The organism is Ochrobactrum soli, assembly GCF_003664555.1.
In the GTDB taxonomy this organism is placed as follows: Bacteria; Pseudomonadota; Alphaproteobacteria; order Rhizobiales; family Rhizobiaceae; genus Brucella; species Brucella teleogrylli.
Genome location: NZ_RCHH01000003.1, coordinates 487,179 through 510,160, shown reverse-complemented (window position 1 = coordinate 510,160; position 22,982 = coordinate 487,179). Strand labels below are relative to the sequence as shown.

Here is a 22,982-nt window from a genome sequence, read left to right as displayed (position 1 = left end):
CTTCGATCCTGAGCCCGTCGAAGGATCGAAGGGCGAGGCTTCCGAAAGCCCTCACGCCTTCCCGGCCAGTTCCTTCAGCTTATAGATCAGGTCGAGCGCTTCACGGGGCGTCAGCTCGTCGGGGCTGATGCCTGCCACCGCCCTTGCCAGTTCGCTGTCCTTTGCCGATGCCTGCGGCTTCGGCTTTTCCTGTTGCAGCACAACGGAGAAGAGCGGCAGATCGTCGATCAGTTTGTCGGCTTTGCCGGATGTTTCGCCAGCTTCCAACTGGTGCAGCACATCACGCGCGCGGTTGACGACTGCTTCCGGCAGACCGGCCAGCCGTGCCACCTGAACGCCATAGGACCGGTCGGCAGCCCCCTTGGCCACTTCATGCAGGAAGACGACATCATTGTCCCATTCCTTGACCCGCATCGTGACATTGGAAAGCCTCTCCAGCTTTTCCGAAAGTGCGGTCATCTCGTGGAAGTGAGTCGCGAACAAAGCCCGGCAGCGGTTCTTCTCATGCAGATATTCCACCGCCGCCCAGGCGATGGAAAGCCCGTCGAAGGTGGCAGTGCCACGACCGATCTCATCGAGGATGACCAGCGAACGTTCGCCCGCCTGATTGAGGATTGCCGCCGTTTCCACCATTTCGACCATGAAGGTCGAGCGTCCGCGCGCCAGATCGTCGGAAGCGCCGACGCGGCTGAACAGCCGGTCTACCACACCAATCTGCGCGGCGCCCGCAGGCACGAAGGAACCCATCTGGGCGAGGATCGCGATCAGCGCATTCTGGCGCAGGAAGGTCGATTTACCGCCCATATTCGGCCCGGTCAGCAACCAGATCGCGCCATTGCCAGCGTCGCTTTGCGGCGAGAGATCGCAATCATTGGCAACAAATGGATTGGCCGCCTGACGGCGCAGCGCCTGTTCCACCACCGGATGGCGACCGGCCACGATGTTGAAGGACAGGCTGGCATCGACCATCGGGCGGCAATAGCCCTGTTCCTCGGCCAGCACGGCAAGCGCTGCCGAAACGTCGAAGACCGAAAGAGCGGCTGCAGCAGCGCGGATCGCATCGGCATGAGAGACGGCTTCCGCCGTCAGTTCTTCGAAGATGGCGAGTTCGATAGAAAGCGCGCGGTCGGCGGCATTGGCGATTTTGCTTTCAAGCGCGGCCAGTTCCGTCGTCGTGAAACGCATGGCATTGGCCATGGTCTGACGATGGATGAAGCGCCCCTTGGCGGCATCCGTATCGGTCATCGCGCCGGAATTATTCGCCGTCACTTCGATGAAATAGCCAAGCACATTGTTGTGCTTGATCTTCAGCGACTTGATGCCGGTTTCCTCGATATAGTCAGCCTGCAAACCGGCGATCACCCGGCGGGACTGGTCGCGCAAGGCGCGCATTTCATCCAGTTCGGTGTTGTAGCCCTCGCGCACGAAACCGCCGTCGCGCTTCAACAGCGGCAGCTCGTCGGCCAGCGCCCGGTCGATATGCACGGCAAAAGCCGCAGGCATGGCGTCGAGCGCATCCCGCGCCGCAGCCAGCTCTTCCGGCAAAAGCGCGCCTTCCAACAGCGAGACCAGCGTGCCCGCTGCCTCAAAACCGCGCTGCAACGCGCCCAGATCACGTGGACCACCGCGCCCCACTGCCAGACGCGACAGCGCGCGCGGCATGTCGGGCACGCCTTTCAGCTCTGCCCGCATTCCGTTGCAAAGCGTCTGCTCGCTGAGAAAGAATGACACGGAATCAAGCCGCAATGCGATTGCCTTGGGATCGGTCAGCGGCGCGGTGAGCCGCTCCGCCAGAAGCCGCGCCCCGCCGCCAGTGACCGTGCGGTCGATGGATTTGAGCAGGCTGCCATCGCGATTTCCCGACATGGTGCGCACCAGTTCCAGACTGGCGCGCGTGGCGGGGTCGATGAAGATCGTGCCGCCTTCATGCTCGCGCTCCGGCCGCATCAGCGGCGGACGCTCGGCAATCTGCGTCTTTTCGATATAAGCGATGGCGCCGGAAATGGCCGACAGCTCCGAGCGGCTGAACTGGCCGAAACCGTCCAGCGTCGCCACATCGTAATAGCGCTGGATGCGCGCCTGTGCAGCCGCACTGTCGAACAGGGTTGCCGGCTGCGGTGACACCGCCTTGCCGACCAGATCGAAGGCCGGGCGCAATTCGGGATCGTGAAACGCCGTATCGGCCACCACCAGCTCGCGCGGATCGACGCGCATGATATCGGCAAAAAGCCGCTCTTCGGTGGTTTCGGCAACGCGGAATGTGCCGGTGGAAATGTCGATCCAGGCAAGCGCCAGCGCGCCGTCTCCCTTGGTGCGGCCAAGCGCCATCAGGAAATTGGCCTCCGACGGATCAAGCAGTTTTTCTTCCGTCAGCGTACCGGGCGTCACCAGACGGATCACATCGCGGCGCACCACGGATTTCGAGCCGCGCTTTTTGGCTTCCGCCGGGTCTTCCACCTGTTCGCAGACGGCGACGCGATAGCCCTTGGCAATGAGCTTTTGCAGATAATCGTCGGCGGCATGGACGGGCACACCGCACATGGGAATGTCTTCGCCCAGATGCTTGCCGCGCTTGGTCAGCGTGATGCCAAGTGCGCCCGACGCTTCCACCGCATCGTCGAAGAACAGCTCGTAAAAATCACCCATGCGATAGAACAGGAGCGAATCAACATTCGCCGCCTTGATCTCGATATACTGCTCCATCATGGGCGTGAGACGGACAACCGTTTCCTGTGCGGCATTTTCTTCCGCTTCCGGCTTGTCGTTTTCGCCCCGCACGTCCATGCTATAAAACCTTATTTTGTTGCGTGTTTTGCACGACCAGCGTTATTAAATTACGCATTCGTTCGTTTTTGAATGAATAACTATTCCCAAAAGCGCTGTTTACACATTTCCAGACTGGCGCTATCGAATGCGACCGCACAAGATTCCGGAGGGAACATGCCAGTCTCGACGCCGAAGGGCAACACGCCAGAACGCACACCCACAGCCAGTGAGAAAGAAGCGCTCGACTTTCACGCGCAGGGCCGCCCCGGCAAGCTGGAAATCAACCCTACAAAACCGATGACCACCCAGCGCGACCTGTCGCTGGCCTATTCGCCGGGCGTGGCCGTGCCGGTCAAGGCCATCGCGGAAGACGCCGCGCGCGCCTATGACTATACGGCCAAGGGCAATCTCGTCGCCGTCATTTCCAACGGCACCGCCATTCTCGGCCTCGGCAATCTCGGCGCACTGGCGTCGAAGCCGGTCATGGAAGGCAAAGCCGTTCTGTTCAAGCGCTTTGCCGATGTCGATTCCATCGATCTTGAAATCGATACGACCGATATCGACGCCTTCATCAACGCTGTGCGTTATCTTGGGCCCTCCTTTGGCGGCATCAATCTGGAAGACATCAAGGCGCCAGACTGCTTCATCATCGAGCAGCGCCTGCGCGAGCTGATGGACATTCCGGTTTTCCACGACGACCAGCATGGCACCGCGATCATCGCTGCCGCCGGTCTGATCAATTCGCTGCATCTGACCGGACGCGACATGAAGACGACCAAGCTCGTCTGCAATGGCGCAGGTTCCGCGGGCATCGCCTGTATCGAGCTGATCAAGGCCATGGGCTTTGCGCCGGAAAACATCATCCTGTGCGACACCAAGGGCGTCGTCTATCAGGGCCGTGAAGAAGGCATGAACCAGTGGAAATCGGCGCATGCGGTCAAGACCGACCGCCGTTCGCTGACCGATGCGCTGAAAGATGCGGATGTGTTCTTCGGCCTCTCGGCCAAGGGTGCCCTGACCGAAGAGATGGTGCGCGCCATGGCGCCCAATCCGATCATCTTCGCGATGGCCAACCCCGACCCGGAAATCACCCCGGAAGAAGTCGCCCGCATTCGCGATGACGCCATCGTCGCCACCGGTCGTTCGGACTATCCGAACCAGGTCAACAATGTGCTTGGCTTCCCTTACATCTTCCGCGGTGCGCTCGACGTGCGCGCCACGACGATCAACGACGCGATGAAGATCGCCGCCGTCAATGCGCTGGCGGAGCTTGCCCGCGAAGACGTGCCGGACGATGTGGTCGCCGCCTATCAGGGCAGCCGCCCGCGCTTCGGCCCGAGCTATATCATTCCGGTGCCGTTCGATCCGCGTCTGCTCGCTTCCGTTTCGGCAGCCGTCGCCAAGGCCGCGATTGAAACCGGCGTTGCCGGTCACATCATCACCGACCTTGAAGGCTACAAGAGCGAATTGTCGGCGCGCCGCGATCCGATCGCCTCGACGCTGCGCGGGATTTACGAGCGTGTGCGTCGCCAGCCAAAGCGCATCGTCTTTGCCGAAGGTGAAGAAGAGCAGGTCATGCGCGCCGCCGTTTCCTATGTGAATCAGGGGCTCGGCACCGCCATCCTCGTCGGTCGCGACGAGCGCATCAAGGACACTGCCAAAGCCGCAGGCATGGACCTCGACCGCCCCGGCATCGAGATCATCAATGCGCGCCTTTCCAGCCGCAATTCGGCCTATGCCGACTATCTCTATGAGAAATTGCAGCGCAAGGGCTATCTGGCGCGCGATTGCCACCGCCTCATCAACAATGACCGCAATCATTTCGCGGCCTGCATGGTGGCGCTGGGCGATGCCGATGGCATGGTGACGGGCGTGACCCGCAACTACGCGGTCGGCCTGGAAGATGTGCGCCGCGTGGTCGATTCCAAGCCCGGCCATCGCGTGGTTGGTGTTTCCATCGCGCTCTGCCGCGGTCGCACCGTGTTCATCGCCGATACGGCCGTGCATGAAAAGCCGACCGCCGACGAGCTTGCCGATATTGCGGTGGAAGCCGCAGGCATGGCGCGTCGCATGGGCTATGTGCCGCGCGTTGCGCTCACCGCCTTCTCGACCTTCGGCCATATGGGCGGCGAAAGCTCGGCCCGCATTCAGGAAGCGGTGCGCATTCTCCACACGCGCCATGTCGATTTCGAATTCGACGGCGAAATGAGCGCTGATGTGGCGCTGAACCCTAAGCTAATGGAACAATATCCGTTCATCCGCCTGTCGGGTCCCGCCAATGTCATCGTAACGCCAGACAATCATTCGGCGTCGATTGCCGCCAATATGTTGCAGGAACTGGGCGGCGCGACCATTATTGGCCCGCTTTTGGTCGGTCTCGACAAGCCGGCGCAGATCGTCAGCATCGGCGCGAAGGATTCCGATATCGTCAATATGGCGGCTATCGCGGCCTATAATGCGACGAACTGAAATATTAGCGAATAATAACAAACAAGGCCGGGGAAACCCGGCCTTTCCTTTTGCATATTCATCCATTGTAAAAGCCGCTATAGGATAGTCTTGTCACCGCAATTCCTTTCCCGAAAAGCCGGACCTGCAAGCCGCATGAGCGCACACGACCTGAAGCTGGAAGAGATCGTCAATCCCGAAACGCTCCGTCGCAAGCTCAATGAGCTGGCGGATTCGACCGACGAAAGCTATACGAGCCTTCCCGTGCGCAAGGTGGTCCTGCACGCGCTAAAAGATGCGCTGGTACGCGGTCGCGCCAATGCGGAAGGGCTGCTGATGAAGGATGGCGGCGGCACGCTCTGCGCCCGCCGCCTCTCCTATCTCATGGACACGCTGATTGAGGCGCTGTTCGAATTTGCGACCACCAAGGTCTATCCGATGGTCAATCCGTCCAAGGCGGAAAACATGGCCATCGTCGCAGTCGGCGGTTATGGGCGCAACGGGCTGGCGCCGGGTTCCGACATCGACCTTCTGTTCCTGCTGCCCTACAAGCAGACGCCGTGGGGCGAGCAGGTCGTCGAATATATGCTTTACATGCTCTGGGACATGGGGCTGAAAGTCGGCAACTCGACACGCAATATCGATGAGTGCATCCGGCTGTCGCGCGAAGACATGACGATCCGCACCGCCATTCTCGACGCGCGTTTTCTCACCGGCAACAAGGATCTGTTCACCGCGCTCGTCTCCCGCTTCGATGAGGAAATCGTCAAGGATACCGGGCCCGAATTCATCCAGGCCAAGCTTGCCGAGCGCGACGAACGCCACCGCAAGGCGGGCGAGACGCGCTATCTGGTGGAGCCCAATGTCAAGGAAGGCAAAGGCGGCCAGCGCGATCTGCATACGCTGTTCTGGATCGCCAAATATTTCTATCGCGTCAAAACCAAGGAAGAGCTGGTCAAGCTCGGCGTGCTGTCACGTGCCGAATTGCGCATTTTCAACAAGGCGGAAGATTTTCTCTGGGCTGTGCGCTGCCACATGCATTTCGCCACGCTGAAAGCGGAAGAGCGCCTTTCCTTCGACATTCAGCCGGAAATCGCCCAGCGCCTTGGCTATACCGCGCATCCCGGACAGAACCATGTCGAGCGCTTCATGAAGCATTATTTCCTCGTGGCCAAGGATGTCGGCGACCTGACCCGCATCATCTGCGCCGCGCTGGAAGAGGAACAGGCCAAGCATGTGCCGGGCTTCAACCGCATTTTCCTCACCTTTTCGCGCCGCAAGCGCAAGCTTTCGACCGATGGCTATTTCGTCTCCGAAAACCATCGCATCAACACCGCGCGCCCCGACGTGTTTTCGGAAGATCCGGTCAATATCATCCGCATCTTCCAGTTGGCCGACAAGCACGGGCTGGAGTTTCACCCGGAAGCGATGCAGCAGCTGACCCGCTCGCTGAAACTCATCAATGCCGATCTGCGCGAGAACCCCGAAGCCAACAAGCTTTTCCTCGACGTTCTGACATCGCCGCGCAATCCCGAACTGATCCTGCGCCGCATGAACGAATCCGGCGTGCTGGGCAAGTTCATCCCGGATTTCGGCAAGATCGTCGCCATGATGCAGTTCAACATGTATCACCACTATACGGTGGACGAACATCTCTTACGCTGCATTGCCGTGCTGTCGGAAATCGAGCATGGCGAACTGGAAAACGAGCATCCGCTTTCCAACCATCTAATCACCACGATCAAGCGCGACCGCAATCTGCTCTATGTGGCACTTCTCCTGCACGATATCGCCAAGGGTCGCCCGGAAGATCATTCGATTGCCGGTGCCCGCATTGCCCGCAAGCTTTGCCCGCGCTTCGGCCTCTCCCCTTCCGAGACGGAGACGGTGGAATGGCTGGTGCGCGAACATCTGACCATGAGCATGGTGGCCCAGTCGCGCGATCTCAACGACCGCAAGACCATCATCGACTTTGGCGACACGGTGCAGACCATGGAACGGCTGAAGCTGCTCCTGATCCTGACCGTCTGCGATATCAAGGCCGTCGGCCCCGGTGTCTGGAACGGCTGGAAGGGCCAGCTTCTGCGCACGCTTTTCTATGAAACCGAACTGGTGCTGACCGGCGGCTTCTCCGAGCTGTCGCGCGCCGACCGCGACCGGCAGGCCCGTGAAGCGCTGGCCGAAAAGCTTTCCGACTGGCCAACGCCTGAGCGCGACGCCTATCTTGGCCTGCATTACATCAATTATTTCCTGACCGTCAGCCTAGACGATCAGGTGCGCCACGCCCATTTCATCCGCGAAGCCGACCGGGCGGGCCGCGCCCTTGCCACCATGGCCAAGCCACAGAGCTTCGAAGCCGTGACCGAAATCACCGTTCTTGCGCCCGACCATCCGCGCCTCTTGTCGATCATCACCGGCGCCTGCGCTGCCGCAGGCGGCAACATCGTCGATGCGCAGATCTTCACCACCGGCGACGGACGCGCGCTCGATACGATCCTGATCAGCCGCGAATTCGATCTGGATGAGGATGAACGCCGCCGCGCCGAGCGCGTGGGCAAGGTGATCGAAGATGTGCTTTCCGGCAAGGCGCATCTGCCCGATGTGCTGGCCAAGCGCACCAAGCCGAAGAAGAACGCCAAGGCCTTCACCGTGGAACCGCGTGTCGAGATCAACAACACGCTGTCGAACAAGTTCACCGTCATCGAAGTGGAAGGTCTGGACCGTCCCGGCCTTTTGTCGGAACTGACTGGCCTTATTTCCGACCTTTCGCTGGATATTGCTTCGGCGCATATCACGACCTTCGGCGAAAAGGTCATCGACAGTTTTTATGTAACGGACCTCGTGGGTCACAAGATTTCAAACGCCACCCGCCAGGGCAATATCCGGCGCAAGGTTCTTGCGTTGCTCAGCGGCGAAAACGGCAGCAAGGCCAATGGCCGCTCGTCGCAGGCAGCATAAGTTAGGTTTCTCAAAAGCATGAGTCTGGTCAAAAAGTTCGCCACGGTGGCATCCGGCACGCTGATGAGCCGCATATTCGGCTTCACCCGCGAGATGTTCATGGCGGCAGCGCTCGGCACCGGCCCGGTGGCCGATGCTTTCAACGCAGCATTCCGCTTTCCGAACACGTTCCGCAGGCTTTTCGCCGAAGGCGCATTCAACTCGGCCTTCGTGCCGCTTTTCGCCAAGGAAATCGAAAAGAACGGCATGGACGGCGCCCGCCGCTTCTCCGAGGAAGTGTTCGGCGTGCTGTTCACGGTGCTGCTGGCGCTGACCATCGTGATGGAACTTTCGATGCCGTTTATCGTGCGCACCGTCATTGCGCCGGGCTTCATGGACGATCCGGTGAAGTTCGACAACACGGTGCGGCTCGCCACCATCATGTTCCCCTATCTCGCCTGCATGTCGCTGGCGGCGATGATGGGCGGCATGCTCAACTCGCTGCACCGCTATTTCGCGGCAGCGATAGCGCCTGTCTTCCTCAACATCATCCTGATCGGCGTTCTGGCCTTTGCCTGGTGGCGCGGTCATGATCCATTGACTGTCGGCTACGGCCTGTCCTGGGGCGTCATGGCGGCAGGTCTGGTGCAGCTCGCCATCGTCTGGCTCGCGGTGCGCAATGCGGGCATCAAGATCGGCTTTCGCCGTCCGCGCCTGACTGCAAACGTCAAGCGGCTGCTGGTGCTGGCGCTGCCCGCCGCAATCACCGGGGGCATCACGCAGATCAACCTGCTCATCAACACCAACATCGCTTCCGGCATGGAAGGCGCTGTTTCCTCACTGGTCTATGCCGACCGCATCTATCAGCTGCCGCTGGGCGTCGTGGGCATTGCAGTTGCCACCGTGCTTCTGCCGGAACTGTCGCGCGCCTTGCGCGGCGGCCACATGAAGGAAGCCTCGAACCTGCAAAACCGCTCGGTCGAGTTCACGCTGTTCCTCACGCTACCAGCCGCCGCCGCACTGCTCGTCATGTCGGAGCCCATCGTGCGGCTGTTGTTCGAGCGCGGCAAATTCAGCCCGGATTCCACAATCGTCGTCTCCAACATTCTGGCGATCTACGGTCTTGGTCTGCCCGCCTTCGTGCTGATCAAGGCGTTTATTCCGGGCTTCTTCGCCCGCGAGGATACGCGTACGCCGATGATCTTCGCGGCCATTTCCGTTGCGGTGAATGTTTCGCTTGCCATCACGCTGTTCCCGCGTCTCGGCCCGACCGGCATCGCCACAGCAGAAATCGTGGCTGGCTGGGTCAATGCCGTTCTGCTGTTTGCAACGCTCGTGAAACGCGGCCATTGGGGACAGGATATTCCGCTTCTCACCCGCATTCCGCGCCTGTTGATCGCGGCGGGCGTCATGGCGTTTGGCATTCATTATGCCATCGGCCATTTCGCCTATGAGCTTTCTTCCGCTGCGCCCTTTGTCGTTCGAGCCGGAACAGTCTGCGCCATGGTGATTGCCGCGATGATTGTCTATTTCGGCCTCGCCTTCGGTCTCGGCGGTGCAAATACCGGCATGATCCGCCGCAATGTCAAACGCGGCGCGGTCAAGAAAGAGCCCGAGAGTGACGCATAATTGTCCTTGAAACGCCTCTGCGTCTCTGCGAAAACACGCCACATCATCAAAGCCCCCTGCTCTCCACCGGCAGGGGTTCATTTTTAGGATAGAACCATGAGCACGTTCAAACCGCTTGTCTTCTCCGGCGTCCAACCGACCGGAAATCTCCACCTCGGCAATTATCTGGGGGCGATCAAGCGGTGGGTCGAGGTCCAGAAGACCCAAGAATGCATTTATTGCGTCGTGGACATGCACGCGCTGACCGTGTCGCCCGACCCGGCTGAACTGCTGCAATCCACCCGCGAAGTGACGGCGGCGTTTCTGGCTTCCGGCATTGATCCGCAGAAGAGCATCGTCTTTAACCAGAGCCGTGTCATGCAGCATGCGGAACTGGCCTGGGTGTTCAACTGCATTGCGCGCATCGGCTGGATGAGCCGTATGACGCAGTTCAAGGACAAGGCCGGCAAGGACCGCGAAAATGCTTCGCTGGGCCTCTTTGCCTATCCGAGCCTGATGGCTGCCGACATTCTGCTCTATCGCGCCACCGCCGTGCCCGTTGGCGAAGACCAGAAGCAGCATCTGGAGCTGACGCGCGATATCGCGCAAAAATTCAACAATGACTATTCCGACCGTATTGCATCGCTTGGCATCGGCGTGGATATGCAGGTGGGCGACGAGAAGGTTTCGGGCTTCTTCCCGCTGACCGAACCGATGATTTCGGGTCCGGCTATGCGCATCATGTCGCTGCGCGACGGCACCAAGAAAATGTCGAAATCCGATCCGTCGGACCTGTCGCGCATCAATCTGATCGACGACGAAGAAACGATCACCAAGAAGATCCGCAAGGCCAAGACCGATTCCGATGGCCTGCCATCGGAACTGGATGGTCTGTCCGGTCGTCCGGAAGCGGACAATCTGGTCGGAATCTATGCGGCTCTCGCCTCGCAGTCGAAGGAAGATATCCTTGGCGAATTTGGCGGGCGCCAGTTCTCGGAATTCAAGGCGGCACTGGCCGAACTGGCCGTGACGAAGCTTTCGCCGATCACCCATGAAATGCGCCGTCTGGTGGCCGATCCGGCCCATATCGACAGCGTTTTGCGGGACGGCGGCGAGCGCGCAGGTGTGATCGCCGAGAAGACCATGCGCGATGTGCGCGACATTATCGGCTGGTTGCAGAACTGATTTTCAACAGCGTCACCAAGGGCGACTGGTTTTTTGCGGTCGCCCTTGTTTTTGTGAAATTGCCTGCTGTTCAGGGCCATAGCAAAGAATGCTGGCTTGCAGGCGGCCAATCCTGATGGCAAATTGCGGCCATGGTATCCAAACGACTAAGCCGGGAATCCGGTCACCGACGCAAATTTCTCGCCGTCATCGATGAAACGCCCGAATGCGGGCGCGCTGTCGCCTATGCCGCACGCCGTGCCAAAAACACGAGCGGCTCGCTCATTCTGCTTTTCGTTATTGATGACTCCGATTTCCAGCAAATTTTGGGCGTCGGCGAAATCATGCGTGCCGAAGCGCAGGATCGAGCGCGATCCGCGCTGGAAAAATTCGCCGCCGTCGTACGTGAAGATCAGGGCATCGAACCCGAACTTAGCATCCGTGAAGGCCAGACAGCGGAAGAGCTGCTCAGCCTGATCGAGGAAGACCAGGACATTGCCATTCTGGTTCTCGCTGCCGGTTCCGGCAAGGAAGGCCCCGGCCCTCTCGTGCAATCGCTGGCTGGCCGCGCCCAGTTTCCCATCCCCGTCACCGTTGTTCCCGCAGGGTTGACCGATGACGACATTGATGCGGTGACCTGACGCAACAGTTGCATTCTTCGTGATGCCGGGCTGCAAAGAGCAATTTTGAGTTTTGCGTTCGCATAATCTGATCCGAAAAGTCTGCAACTTTTCGGGATTATGCGAGGCTTCCGGTGCTCACGTACCTTTAAATACGTTCCGCTCCGGTACTCGAAAATCACTCTTTTCGCCACGGCCTGACGAATTTGCAACTGTTGTGCAATCACCCTATATTGATAGCAACTGAAACGCGCCTGAGAGCGACAGCCCTTGTTTCTGCGCGGTTTCGCTATTATTAGAACAGTTCCAAAATTGAAAGCGGAGAACTGGCATGTTCATCCAGACTGAAACCACGCCCAATCCGGCGACCCTGAAGTTTCTGCCCGGGAAGGTGGTCATGCCGGAAGGCACCGCCGATTTCCGCGATGCTTCATCCGCCGGCAACACGTCGCCGCTGGCAGCCAAGCTGTTCGCCGTTCCGGGCGTTACCGGCGTTTTCTTCGGCTATGACTTCATTACCGTCACCAAGGACGATGGCGAATGGCAGCACCTGAAGCCTGCAATCCTCGGCACGATCATGGAGCATTTCATGTCGGGCGCCTCGGCCATGGCTGACAACTCCAATGCAGACGCCGCAGCCGCTCATGGAGATGAAGAATTCTTCGATGAGGCCGATACCGAAATCGTCGAAACCATCAAGGAACTGATCGAAACCCGCGTTCGCCCTGCCGTTGCGCAGGATGGCGGCGACATCACTTTCCGTGGCTTCGAAAACGGCACCGTGTTTCTCAACATGAAGGGCGCCTGCTCGGGCTGCCCGTCGTCGACCGCGACGCTGAAGCACGGTATCCAGAACCTGCTTCGTCACTTCGTGCCGGAAGTGCAGCAGGTCGAACAGATCTGATCGGTCTCACAAACTGAAATCTGAAAAACGCCGGATCGCCAGACCGGCGTTTTTTTATGAAAGCGCCGCGCTCAACGCCGTCCTGGCGCATATCGTATATTAAGTATAAGCGATATCATCGTACTTATCGTGTACCAAACTATGGCGATTGCAGCGCCCCGTAAAAAGTATAGATTCACTCATGTTTCAAGAAAGAGGACATGATGTTTCATATACCGATCGGCAGTTCAGACTTGGAAGAACTAAAGGAGGCATATGGATACTTTATGCACTCCGTTTCAGATGTCATTCTGCAATATGCAGATATATTTCCCGCACTGCTCTGAAAACAGACTTTAAACTATTTGAAAATAAGTTCGGCGATACACGATCACCACTTTAATGTCGTGTATCGCCGATATAGCATTATTTACTGCTTCACGATAACCTTTGCGCCCTGTTCGGCACGATCATAGAGATCGATGATATCCTGATTCATCAGACGGATGCAGCCCGACGACATGGCTTTGCCGATGGTCCACCATTCCGGCGTCCCGTGCAGGCGATAGCCGGTATCACCACCCTTGTTGAACAGATAGAGCGCACGCGCGCCGAGCGGATTCTTGAGGCCCGGGTCCATGCCATTGCGGAACTTCGCCAGTTCCGGCTGACGCTTGATCATTGCCGATGGCGGCGTCCAGGTCGGCCATTCGCGCTTCATGGCAACGCGGGCCGTGCCCGACCAGCCAAACCCTTCACGCCCGACGCCGATGCCATAGCGCATCGCCTTGCCATCCGGCATGATGTAATAGAGGAACTTCGCTTGCGTATCGACGATGATGGTGCCGGGGGCTTCATCGGTCTGATACTTCACGATCTGGCGACGATATTGCGCCGGTATCTTTTCGCTCGGAATGGCGGGAAGCACATAGCCAGCATCGGTGACCGACGAGTAAGAGGCTGTGTAGAACGTTCCGCCGACAGTAGAGCAGCCAGCAAGTCCGCCTGCAAGAAAAAGTGCCGTCGTCAGTTTAAGGACGCGAGAATTCATGCATTCCCCCAAGATAGAATCAATGTGCCGTCAAAAGGAGCGAATCGCCCATTCATGCTTGAAGATGCGGCAGTATTGTTAACTGTACGTTAACCGTAAATTGAAAAATTCTTTATTAGGCCATTTTTCTGCCTTTTTTCGCCTTGTTTGACGGCCCAATACTCAAAAATCGCCACAAAGAATCGCGCGTTTTCAGTTGTTTCGCTTTGAAACCGCACGCAAAATGCCGCCATGCCCATCGTGATTCCCAACCAGACCCATCCGCTGTCCGACGGACGGCAATCAGACAACGCCATGCTTGTGCGCCGTGGTGTGCAGCGCCTGTTTCTGGATATGGGGCTTGCGACCTTGCCGGAGCTGCCGCTTGCATCCGGCCGCCGCGCCGATCTGATTGCGGTCAGCCGCAAGGGCGAAATCTGGATTGTCGAGATCAAGTCGTCGATTGAGGACTGGAAGGCGGATCGCAAATGGCCGGACTATCGCGCCTATTGCGACCGGCTGTTTTTCGCCACCCATCCGGCGGTGCCGCGTGAGATATTCCCGGAGGAATGCGGCTTCATTCTCTCTGACGGTTATGGCGCGGAAATCCTGCGCGATGCGCCTGAACACAAGCTGGCAGGTGCTACCCGCAAGGCGCTGATGCTGCGCTTTGCCCGGGCGGGCGCGGCGCGCCTCACCTATGCCGAGCTTTCCGGACTGGAAATGCCGGGCGGCGATTTTTAAACAAAAAGCGAGGAAACCGATGTGGTTTCCCCGCTTTTCAATGTTTTAGCAGCGGCGCTTACTGGCGCGAACGGCTGCGGCTGATCGCGATGATGGCGACCAGAGAAATCAGCACCGTCACCAGCAGATAGACCGCGACCGCATGCCAGCTGCCTTCATATTTGGCGAGCAGCCAGGTGGCGATCAGCGGCGCAGTACCGCCAGCCAGCGCGGCACCCAGCTGGTAGCCGAGCGTGATGCCGGTATAGCGCACCTTGGTCGCAAAGATTTCCGACGACAGCGTGCCCAGAACAGCGGTGATCGGCGACCAGAGAACGCCGAAGCTGATAACCGTTGCCAGCGTCAGGCCCCAGACGGTCTTGGTGTCGAGCAGCATGAAGTAGGGAACGATGAACAGGCCGAGCAGGATGCAGCCGACGACATAGACCGTCTTGCGGCCAACATAATCGGACACGAGACCCATGGTCGGGATCAGGATTGAAGCGACCAGCGCGCCGATCATCACGGCGTTCAGCGCCGCGCTCTTTTCGAAGCCAAGTGTGCTCACCGCATAGCTCACCACGAAGGTAGAGAAGATGTAGAACGGTGCTGTTTCCACGACCTTCAGGCCAGCGGCGATCAGCACTTCGCGCCAATGGTTCTGAAGGGTTTCAATGAGCGGCATCTTGGCGACATTGCCGCTTTCCTTCGCCTGCTTGAATTCCGGCGTCTCGTCGAGACCGTTACGGATCCAAAGGCCGAGGAAAACCAGACCCGCGCTCAGCACGAAGGGAACGCGCCAGCCCCAGGCCATGAAGGATTCATCCGGCAGGGTGACCATCAGGCTGACCGAAAGCGTCGCCAGCAACATGCCGATGGTTACGCCGACCTGCGGAACGCTACCGAAGAAGCCTTTGCGATTGGCAGGTGCATATTCATAGGCCAGCAGCAGAGCACCGCCCCATTCGCCGCCAATGCCGAGCCCCTGCACCATGCGCAGCAGGATCAGCAAAATGGGTGCCCAGACGCCAATATGCTCATAGGTCGGCAGCAGACCGATGAGAACGGTTGCACCGCCCATCAGCGACAGCGTGATGACCAGCGTCTTCTTGCGGCCTATACGGTCGCCGATATGCGCGAAAATCACGCCGCCCAGCGGACGGATGAAGAAGGTCAGCGAAAACGACAGATAAGACAGCATCAACCCGACGACAGGGTCGAAGTTGGGGAAGAACAGCTTGTTGAAAACAAGCGCGGCGGCTGTGCCGTAGAGAAAGTAGTCGAACCATTCGATGGAGCTGCCAGTCAAGCTGGCGATAAGCGCTCGCCGGCGGGCGGTGGCGCTCGAAGGTGCATCAGTATGAGCAGTCATGTGTTGCCTTGAATGTTAGATAGCGCATTCGAGCACAAGAGAACCGGGCTGCGATGGAACAAGGCGCAGCATTCTCCTCCGAATGGCCCTAGAGCGGCACCAGGACCGCTCTAACTATTTGTTTTTGGAGCACATCTTATCCGAAAACCGTTTCACACTTTTCGGGATGTGCCTTAGTTGCCTTATTATTATAGATTTTTATATTCAACTTTAGAACAATCCACTAGGAATGATACACAATATAGGGAAATTACCTTTGAAATCCCCTCTAATAAAAAAATCCAGCAAAACACGGAGGTTTTACTGGATTTTTCACTGAATTAAGAAATTACTAATTTTCGGCGGGCGAACGCCAAAATGCAGAATCAAGGCCTCAGCGCGGCGCGCGCTTGGCGAGAATGCGCTGCAAGGTACGGCGATGCATGTTGAGACGGCGCGCGGTTTCCGAAACATTGCGCTCGCACATCTCGTAAACGCGCTGGATATGCTCCCAGCGGACGCGATCGGCAGACATCGGGTTTTCCGGCGGAGCGACTTTTTCGCCCGGACGGCGGGTCAGGGCTGCAAAGACTTCATCCGCATCGGCAGGCTTCGACAGATAGTCGATGGCTCCGAGCTTAACCGCATTCACGGCGGTGGCGATATTGCCATAACCGGTGAGGACGATGGCACGCGTATCGGAACGACGCAGGCGAATGGCCTCGATGACGTCGAGACCGTTGCCGTCTCCCAGCCGCATATCGACCACGGCATAGGCGGGCGCTGCGGCCTTGGCGGCGGCGATGCCTTCTTCAACCGATTCCGCTGTGGTCACCTGAAAGCCCCGGCTTTCCATGGCGCGGGCCAGGCGTTGCAAGAAAGGTTTGTCGTCATCAACCAGAAGGAGGGTGGGGTCGTTGCCTATGGCTTCGCTGTCTTCCTGCTTCAAGTCGTCCATCGGGTGCTTCCTGCCTGTATTTTTGATCCCTTATTGATACCCCTGCGTCAAAAAGTCAAATAGCCATTGAATCGTTGAAGCAATTTCTACGGCCATGAATTTTACGCCAGACTATAAATCATTGTATTTGATTAATAATTCTAAAAGACAACACAAGAAGTTGAGCAAAAACAATTTTGCGAGGCGGTTTTGCGTCAGACGTGGGTGAAGGTTGAACGCGGCCAAACCACTTTGACTTCTGCCCCCTGCCCCGGATTGCTTCGATTACGGAACGCAATCTGTGCGCCGGAACGCTCCAGCAAGGTTTTTGCGATAAACAGGCCAAGGCCAAGCCCGCCGCCATTGCGGGTGCTGTCGCGGCTGGTCATATAGGGCTCACCGATGCGGTCGAGGATTTCCGGCTTGAAACCTTCGCCATCGTCCTGAATGGTCACGCTGACCTGATTGTCGGTCCAGCCCCAGGTGACACTGACATTGCCGCGCGCGAAATCGACAGCATTTTCTACCAGATTGCCGAGGCCATAAAGCAGGCCGGGATTGCGCCGCGTGACCGGCTCGGGCTTCGGCCCTTCCACCTTCTCCACGTCGATGGTGACACCGAAATTGCGATGCGGTGCAATCACTTCCTCGATCAGCGAGGACAATGGCAGGCGCGACATATGCTCCTCGTTTTCCGAGGACAAGCTGGTCAGCCGTTGCAGAATTTCACGGCAGCGCTGCGTCTGCGAATGCAAAAGCGCAATGTCTTCGCCAAGCCCCGTATCAACCGGATTTTTGGCATAGGAACGCTGCATTTCCTTCACCACCAGCGCGATGGTGGCGAGCGGCGTTCCCAGCTCGTGAGCGGCAGCAGCGGCGAGACCATCCAGAGCGGTGAGGTGATGTTCGCGCTGGAGAATGAGTTCCGCAGCGCTCAAAGCATCGCCCAGCTGGCGCGCTTCTTCCGCGATGCGATAGGCATAGACACCGGTAAAGCCCAGTGCCGAGGTGATCGCGCACCAGATGCCGATCACGAACAGGAAGGGCAGGTTCAGTTCCTGCCCCGGATACCAGGGCAGCGGCTCGTGCCGCACCGAAAGCACCGATGTGCAGGCCACGACCAGTAAAGCCAGCGCGAGCGTGTGCCGGGCTGAAAGCGAGGTGGCCGAAATGATGACCGGCACGATCATCAGGATGACGAAGGGGTTTTGCAACCCGCCGGTGAGATAAAGCAGGCCCGCCAGTTGCAGAATATCGAAGGCCAGCACAAGGCTCGCCGCTTCCGGGTTCAGCCGGTGATTGGTCGGAAAACGAAAGGCCAGATAGAGATTGAGCCAGGCCGAGCAGGCAATCAGCGCAAAACAGATACCGACTGCAAAGGGGAATTGCAGGTAAAGCGCCACCAGCATGACGGCTGCCGTCTGTCCGGCGATGGCCAGCCAGCGCACACGAACCAGCGTGGTCAAACGCGGGCGGCGCGAAAGATTGGAAGCGCGGTTCTCGAACTCTGCGTGCATTTTCTGCTGTCCCTCTATCCCGCCCCTTATGGGGCAAGCGAAGACAGGAATGCAAGCGGAACTGCGTTATCCGGTCGCAGGCGGTTAATGCTTCGTGTTAGGTTCCGCGCGGCTTTGCCCGGCGGGTCGCTTCCGTATTGGCCGGGTCTTCCGGCCAGACATGTTTTGGATAGCGCCCACGCATGTCGGACCGGACATCGGCCCATGATCCTTTCCAGAAGCCCGGCAGATCGCGGGTGATCTGGATCGGGCGATGGGCGGGCGACAGAAGTTCCAGCAGCAAAGGCACCTTGCCATTGGCGATAGATGGATGCACACCAAGTCCGAACAGTTCCTGCACGCGGACGGCCAGCACCGGCTCTTCGGCATCGTAGCGGATTGGAATATGCGAGCCGGTAGGCACGGTGAAATGCGTTGGCGCGAGTTGATCCACACTGCGCTGAAGATCGAAGGGCACAAGGCTCATCAAGCCGTTTTTCAGCACGTGACCCGGAATGCGGTCGAGTTGCGCTTCACCGGTGAGGAAGGGCAGCAGCCAGTCTTCCAGCGTCTCCAGCAGATGCTCGTCGTCCATGGATCGCCATGGATCGCCAAGCCCGCGATAAAGCCAGCCAAGACGGCGACGCAGAATTTCAGCTTCCTTGCCCCAGGGCAGAATGCCAAGCCCATGTTCGCGCAGGGCGGCGATCACGCCCTCATCGGCAGCGCTGCCCGATGGCGCGGCCAGTGGCTTTTCCGAAAGGGCGATGGCGCCGATGCGCACGGCTTCACGCGCCCTGAGCGCGTTCTTTTCGGGGTCATAGACGACCTGTCGCCCGCTCTCGATCCGCTCGCCGAGAGCTGACCGGATTTCCGCTTCCGACACTTCGGCAGCCGAAAGAACACGCGCACGGCCCGCCTTGCCGGACATATCCGCCACGACCAGCCAGGGTGCACGACTGAGGCTGATCGCGCTATCCACCTCGCCGCCGCGACCGTTGGCCAACAGGAATTGTCCGGTCTGGCCGCGCGCTCTGGCGATGCGGTCAGGATAGGCGTCTATCAGCATGCGCCCGATGCCTGATCCAGCGGGCGCGCCCTGATTGGGCACATTCGCGGCAAGGCGCTTTGCCAGACCCTTGGCCCTTTGAGCACGGTCCGAACGATCATTGCGAAAGCGCGAAAAGCGCGTATCGAGATCGGTTTCGTTACCGCCAAGACCACGCTCGGTTAAGAGCACCGCCAGTTCGGCAGCCTTTAAAACTTCGCCGCGCTTGCCCGCCTCGGCCACCATATGGGCAAGACGCGCAGGCAGGGCGAGCTGGCGCATGGCTTCTCCGTCGGGGGTCAAACGCCCGGCCTCGTCGAGCGCGCCAAGCCTGCGCAACAGAGCACGGGCTTCATTCAGTGCCGGTTTCGGCGGCGCATCGAGAAAGGCAAGTGTTGCCGGATCGGTCACGCCCCAAGCGGCGCTGTCGAGCATAAGGCCGGATAGATCGGCCTCCAGAATTTCGGGCGGAGAAAAGGCGGGCAACGATGCCGTCTGCCCCTGATGCCAGAGGCGAATGGCCATGCCCGGCTCCGTTCGCCCGGCGCGGCCCGCCCGCTGATCGGCGCTTGCGCGCGAGGTCCGCACCGTTTCCAGCCGTGTCAGGCCGGTGGCTGGTTCATATTTCGGCAGGCGAGCAAGCCCGCTGTCGATCACCACGCGCACGCCGTCGATCGTGATGGAGGTTTCAGCAATCGAGGTCGCCAGAACCACCTTGCGCCTGCCTTCCGGTGCCGGCTTGATTGCCGCGTCCTGATCGCGGCCTTCCATCGCGCCATAAAGCGGCGCGAGTATCACATGGGCCGGCACGCGATCTTCCAGAAGGCGCACCGTGCGCTCGATTTCGCCCTGCCCCGGCAGGAAAGCCAGAATGCTACCGGTCTCATCGGCCAGCGCGTCGCGAATGCTCCGCGCCAGCGCGTCTTCCACCCGCTCGTCGGCTTTTCGTTCGCGATAACGAATATCGACAGGGAAGGCCCGGCCCTCGCTTTCAATCACTGGCGCATCGCCGAGGAGTGCGGCCACACGCGCACCGTCGAGCGTTGCCGACATGACCAGAATTTTCAGATCGTCGCGCAAGGCCGCCTGCACATCGAGCGCCAGCGCCAGCCCGAAATCCGCATCGAGGCTGCGCTCGTGAAACTCGTCGAACAGCACTGCCGCCACACCCTTGAGGTCCGGATCATCAAGGATCATCCGCGCAAAGACGCCCTCAGTGACGACAAGGATTTTCGTCCTGCCCGAGACCTTGCTCTCCAGACGCATCCGGTAGCCGACCGTTTCGCCCGGCTCCTCGCCCAAAAGCTCGGCCATGCGACGGGCAGCCGCGCGGGCAGCAAGTCGCCTCGGCTCCAGAAGCACGATCATGCCATCGCCGCGCCACTGCGCATCCAGCATATGGATCGGCACCAGCGTCGTCTTGCCCGCACCCGGCGGCGCGACCAGAACCGCGCTTGCATGGGTGTCCATGGCCGTATCCAGTTGCGGCAGAATGCGGGTAACGGGAAGATCAGGCAAGCGCGTCAAAAGAATATCCGTCGATCAGGGGGCAGCAGCATTTGTGCTTATCACACAAGTGCTGGCCATTATCCATATTCGAAACCCGACCGAACAGGCCCCCGCATCCTACAAGACTTCACAAAAGTATTTCTTTATATTTTATTCGTATAATTATGCATAGTATTGATAAAATTAAGAAAACTGGGGAATTAATCGGGATGAATATTAGCAAAAGAGAATTTTTAAAAGGACTTATTCTTTCCAGTCTCGCAGGCGGTCTGGCGACATCGGGTTTTCCCGGCCTCTTCGATGCAGGTGCGAAGGACACGGATGCAGCCATTCCTCTTATCCCGACCCCGCACAGGATCAGGAATTTGAGCGGAAAATTCCGCGTCGAGAGCGGCGCCAGGATCACCTATGACGATCCCGCCATTGAAAACAGTATTCGCGTTTTCAAAGAAGCAATACGACCCTTCTCGGAAATAAAACTCGTAAACGCACCCCGTTCCAGCGCGAATTCACCGAAGGGCGCCATTCATCTGGAAATCGGTCCGACACCGGAAATCAAAGAGGCTCCCCGGTCGACGGGCCTCTCGCCCGCCGAGCAGGACGATCTGGACGAGCGCTATTTTCTGCACGCAGACGAAACCGGGGTGGTCATCAGGGCGAACAGTTCGCAAGGGCTAGCCATGGGCCTGACCACGCTGTTGCAGCTTTTCGCCACCGCGCCGCAACAGGATGCCAGCGGCATCGAAATTCCTGCTGTCCGCATCGTGGACGGTCCGCATTACAAATGGCGCAGTTTCCATCTCGATGTTGCCCGGCATTATTTCACCACGGACGAGATCAAGACGGTCATCGATCTGATTGCGTTCTACAAGTTCAACGCGCTCGATCTTCATCTCACCGATGATGAGACCTGGCGCATTGAAGCCGCTAGACCGGATGGCAAACAGCCGGATGACGAGCCCATCTATAGCCGCGCCGATCTCAACGAAATCGTCGCCTATGCGCAGGCACGTCACATCACCGTCATCCCATCTTCGGACGCGCCCGGCCATGCCGCGGCACTGATCAGGCTGCACCCGGAACTGGCGATGGGCAGCAACGTACAGCGTTTCGAACTGACGCCGGGGGTGGTGCAGCATCGCGCCTGGCTCAACCCCGATCTGCCCGATAGCTTCAAAGTCTATGACGAGATCATAGCCTATCTGTTGGAAGTGTTCCCCGGGCGCTGGCTCGATATCGGCGGTGATGAAGCCTTCGGGATGCCGGAACAGCTTTATACGAAATTCGTCCGGCATCAGCATAAGGTGGCGGTGCTGGCCGGGAAAAAGCCGATCGCCTGTCAGGAAACCATGCGTGCCGGACTTGACCGCGATATCGTCGTTCAGCACTGGATTTCCACCGACCCCAAATATGCCAATATGGAACTCGGCGCGCAGATGGGATCGCAACAGGCACTCCAGTTGCAGAAAATGGTCGTCAAGAATGTCCAGAACAGTTTGAACGACCTCAACCGCGCGATGGAGCGCGAGCTTCCGATCCTGCTCACGCCTTTTGCCCATAGCTATCTCGACGTGCCCTATAAGGAAGCGTCCATTCTGCCCGCGCAGAACGCGCTCAAGGCACGCCTTGGACTGCGCACCTATCGGCCCCAGACCGTCGAGGAATATTATAACTGGAATCCGGGCAAATCCCTGCCCGGCGGGGGCAAGAACGCGCATATTGCGGGCGTGGGTGCGGCAATCTGGTGCGAAACGATCAAGAGTTTCGATGATTTGAGTTTTCTGATCCTGCCGCGCCTACCCGGCATGGCGCAAAAGGGATGGAGCACCGTTTCCAACAGTCCATGGCAGAGGCACAGCGCGGCTCTTCCGGCCCACGGAACGGTCTGGGAGAAAAGCAAAATCGGCTTCTTCAAGTCCGAACTGATAAGGTGGTAGAAGAGCGTGCTTTCACACCTATTCTGTCAGGAACACACATGCCCCATATCCGCCTATCGAGCGCGACCGACGCGCCTGCTCTCACTGAAATCTGGCGGGCCAGCGTGCGCGCCACGCATGACTTTCTTAGTCCCGAGGATTTCCGGGAAATAGAAACCCTCGTATCCGAGCATTATCTGCCTAATGCTGAAGTCTGGGTCATCGAAGACGACGGAAGGCCTGTCGGCTTCATGGGGCTGACCGACAATCAGATCGACAGCCTGTTCATCGCGGCAGACCAGCGCGGCAAGGGCATTGGCAAGCGGCTCATCGCCCACGCGCAATCCCTCAATGGCGGCACGCTGACCGTCGATGTGAACGAGCAGAACGTTCAGGCCGTCGGCTTCTACCGGCATATGGGCTTCATCGAAACCGGACGTTCCGAAACCGACGATCAGGGACGCCCCTACCCGCTGATCCATATGCGCCAGCAAAAACCTGCCTGATACCGGCCTGAAAGGTTTGCGCGTATCTGGCCGCACGCGC

General features: G+C 58.9%; 15 protein-coding genes. 9 read left to right on the top strand and 6 right to left on the bottom strand.

What is annotated here, in order from left to right:
- Positions 1-51: 51 nt before the first annotated feature.
- Positions 52-2,784, bottom strand: coding sequence for a DNA mismatch repair protein MutS (gene mutS / locus D8666_RS07765; RefSeq protein ID WP_121537112.1), 2,733 nt, complete (start codon positions 2,782-2,784; stop codon positions 52-54).
- Positions 2,785-2,940: 156 nt separating this feature from the next.
- Between mutS and D8666_RS07760 the strand changes: the two genes are divergently transcribed.
- From D8666_RS07760 to D8666_RS07735, 6 genes are all read left to right on the top strand, one after another.
- Positions 2,941-5,235 (top strand): NADP-dependent malic enzyme, encoded by a 2,295-nt coding sequence (locus D8666_RS07760; RefSeq protein ID WP_109368175.1) that lies wholly within the window; start codon positions 2,941-2,943, stop codon positions 5,233-5,235.
- 135 nt (positions 5,236-5,370) lie between these two features.
- A complete protein-coding gene (locus D8666_RS07755) occupies positions 5,371-8,172 on the top strand; it encodes a [protein-PII] uridylyltransferase (RefSeq protein ID WP_109368174.1) in 2,802 nt (933 codons plus the stop codon).
- A gap of 18 nt (positions 8,173-8,190) precedes the next feature.
- Positions 8,191-9,780, top strand: a complete 1,590-nt coding sequence (gene murJ / locus D8666_RS07750; RefSeq protein WP_121537110.1) for a murein biosynthesis integral membrane protein MurJ — start codon at positions 8,191-8,193, stop codon at positions 9,778-9,780.
- Between the two features lie 96 nt (positions 9,781-9,876).
- On the top strand, positions 9,877-10,944 hold the full coding sequence (gene trpS / locus D8666_RS07745) for a tryptophan--tRNA ligase (protein ID WP_109368172.1): 1,068 nt from the start codon (positions 9,877-9,879) through the stop codon (positions 10,942-10,944).
- Positions 10,945-11,075: 131 nt separating this feature from the next.
- The gene (locus D8666_RS07740; RefSeq protein WP_109368171.1) at positions 11,076-11,564 is read left to right on the top strand and encodes a universal stress protein; all 489 of its coding nucleotides are present in this window, start codon (positions 11,076-11,078) and stop codon (positions 11,562-11,564) included.
- A 310-nt stretch (positions 11,565-11,874) separates the two neighbouring features.
- Positions 11,875-12,447: a NifU family protein gene (locus D8666_RS07735; protein WP_121537108.1), complete on the top strand. Its 573-nt coding sequence runs from the start codon at positions 11,875-11,877 to the stop codon at positions 12,445-12,447.
- 409 nt (positions 12,448-12,856) lie between these two features.
- On the opposite strand, the gene D8666_RS07730 is transcribed toward D8666_RS07735, so the two are convergent.
- Positions 12,857-13,477, bottom strand: a complete 621-nt coding sequence (locus D8666_RS07730; protein WP_121537106.1) for a L,D-transpeptidase — start codon at positions 13,475-13,477, stop codon at positions 12,857-12,859.
- 231 nt (positions 13,478-13,708) lie between these two features.
- Here D8666_RS07730 and D8666_RS07725 point away from each other — a divergent pair, with 231 nt between their 5' ends.
- Positions 13,709-14,200, top strand: coding sequence for an MmcB family DNA repair protein (locus D8666_RS07725; protein WP_109368168.1), 492 nt, complete (start codon positions 13,709-13,711; stop codon positions 14,198-14,200).
- 58 nt (positions 14,201-14,258) lie between these two features.
- Here D8666_RS07725 and D8666_RS07720 read toward each other — a convergent pair whose 3' ends face one another.
- From D8666_RS07720 to hrpB, 4 genes are all read right to left on the bottom strand, one after another.
- A complete protein-coding gene (locus tag D8666_RS07720) occupies positions 14,259-15,551 on the bottom strand; it encodes an MFS transporter (RefSeq protein WP_121537104.1) in 1,293 nt (430 codons plus the stop codon).
- A 373-nt stretch (positions 15,552-15,924) separates the two neighbouring features.
- Positions 15,925-16,488: a global response regulator transcription factor RegA gene (regA, locus tag D8666_RS07715; RefSeq protein ID WP_078339656.1), complete on the bottom strand. Its 564-nt coding sequence runs from the start codon at positions 16,486-16,488 to the stop codon at positions 15,925-15,927.
- A gap of 194 nt (positions 16,489-16,682) precedes the next feature.
- Positions 16,683-17,984 (bottom strand): ActS/PrrB/RegB family redox-sensitive histidine kinase, encoded by a 1,302-nt coding sequence (locus tag D8666_RS07710; RefSeq protein ID WP_121537102.1) that lies wholly within the window; start codon positions 17,982-17,984, stop codon positions 16,683-16,685.
- Positions 17,985-18,081: 97 nt separating this feature from the next.
- Positions 18,082-20,538, bottom strand: a complete 2,457-nt coding sequence (hrpB, locus tag D8666_RS07705) for an ATP-dependent helicase HrpB (protein WP_121537100.1) — start codon at positions 20,536-20,538, stop codon at positions 18,082-18,084.
- A 191-nt stretch (positions 20,539-20,729) separates the two neighbouring features.
- Here hrpB and D8666_RS07700 point away from each other — a divergent pair, with 191 nt between their 5' ends.
- Together D8666_RS07700 and D8666_RS07695 are read left to right on the top strand one after the other, a co-directional pair.
- A complete protein-coding gene (locus D8666_RS07700; RefSeq protein ID WP_167836048.1) occupies positions 20,730-22,457 on the top strand; it encodes a family 20 glycosylhydrolase in 1,728 nt (575 codons plus the stop codon).
- A gap of 38 nt (positions 22,458-22,495) precedes the next feature.
- Positions 22,496-22,942, top strand: coding sequence for an acetyltransferase (locus D8666_RS07695; RefSeq protein ID WP_121537096.1), 447 nt, complete (start codon positions 22,496-22,498; stop codon positions 22,940-22,942).
- Positions 22,943-22,982: the final 40 nt, after the last annotated feature.

Bases quoted from the DNA above. Each gene is read 5' to 3' on its own strand.
- D8666_RS07760 (WP_109368175.1), top strand. From the start codon at position 2,941: ATGCCAGTCTCGACGCCGAAGGGCAACACGCCAGAACGCACACCCACA.
- D8666_RS07755 (WP_109368174.1), top strand. From the start codon at position 5,371: ATGAGCGCACACGACCTGAAGCTGGAAGAGATCGTCAATCCCGAAACG.
- D8666_RS07695 (WP_121537096.1), top strand. From the start codon at position 22,496: ATGCCCCATATCCGCCTATCGAGCGCGACCGACGCGCCTGCTCTCACT.
- D8666_RS07740 (WP_109368171.1), top strand. From the start codon at position 11,076: ATGGTATCCAAACGACTAAGCCGGGAATCCGGTCACCGACGCAAATTT.
- trpS (WP_109368172.1), top strand. From the start codon at position 9,877: ATGAGCACGTTCAAACCGCTTGTCTTCTCCGGCGTCCAACCGACCGGA.
- regA (WP_078339656.1), bottom strand. From the start codon at position 16,488: ATGGACGACTTGAAGCAGGAAGACAGCGAAGCCATAGGCAACGACCCC.
- D8666_RS07720 (WP_121537104.1), bottom strand. From the start codon at position 15,551: ATGACTGCTCATACTGATGCACCTTCGAGCGCCACCGCCCGCCGGCGA.
- D8666_RS07725 (WP_109368168.1), top strand. From the start codon at position 13,709: ATGCCCATCGTGATTCCCAACCAGACCCATCCGCTGTCCGACGGACGG.
- mutS (WP_121537112.1), bottom strand. From the start codon at position 2,784: ATGGACGTGCGGGGCGAAAACGACAAGCCGGAAGCGGAAGAAAATGCC.
- D8666_RS07710 (WP_121537102.1), bottom strand. From the start codon at position 17,984: ATGCACGCAGAGTTCGAGAACCGCGCTTCCAATCTTTCGCGCCGCCCG.
- D8666_RS07735 (WP_121537108.1), top strand. From the start codon at position 11,875: ATGTTCATCCAGACTGAAACCACGCCCAATCCGGCGACCCTGAAGTTT.
- D8666_RS07730 (WP_121537106.1), bottom strand. From the start codon at position 13,477: ATGAATTCTCGCGTCCTTAAACTGACGACGGCACTTTTTCTTGCAGGC.
- murJ (WP_121537110.1), top strand. From the start codon at position 8,191: ATGAGTCTGGTCAAAAAGTTCGCCACGGTGGCATCCGGCACGCTGATG.
- D8666_RS07700 (WP_167836048.1), top strand. From the start codon at position 20,730: ATGAATATTAGCAAAAGAGAATTTTTAAAAGGACTTATTCTTTCCAGT.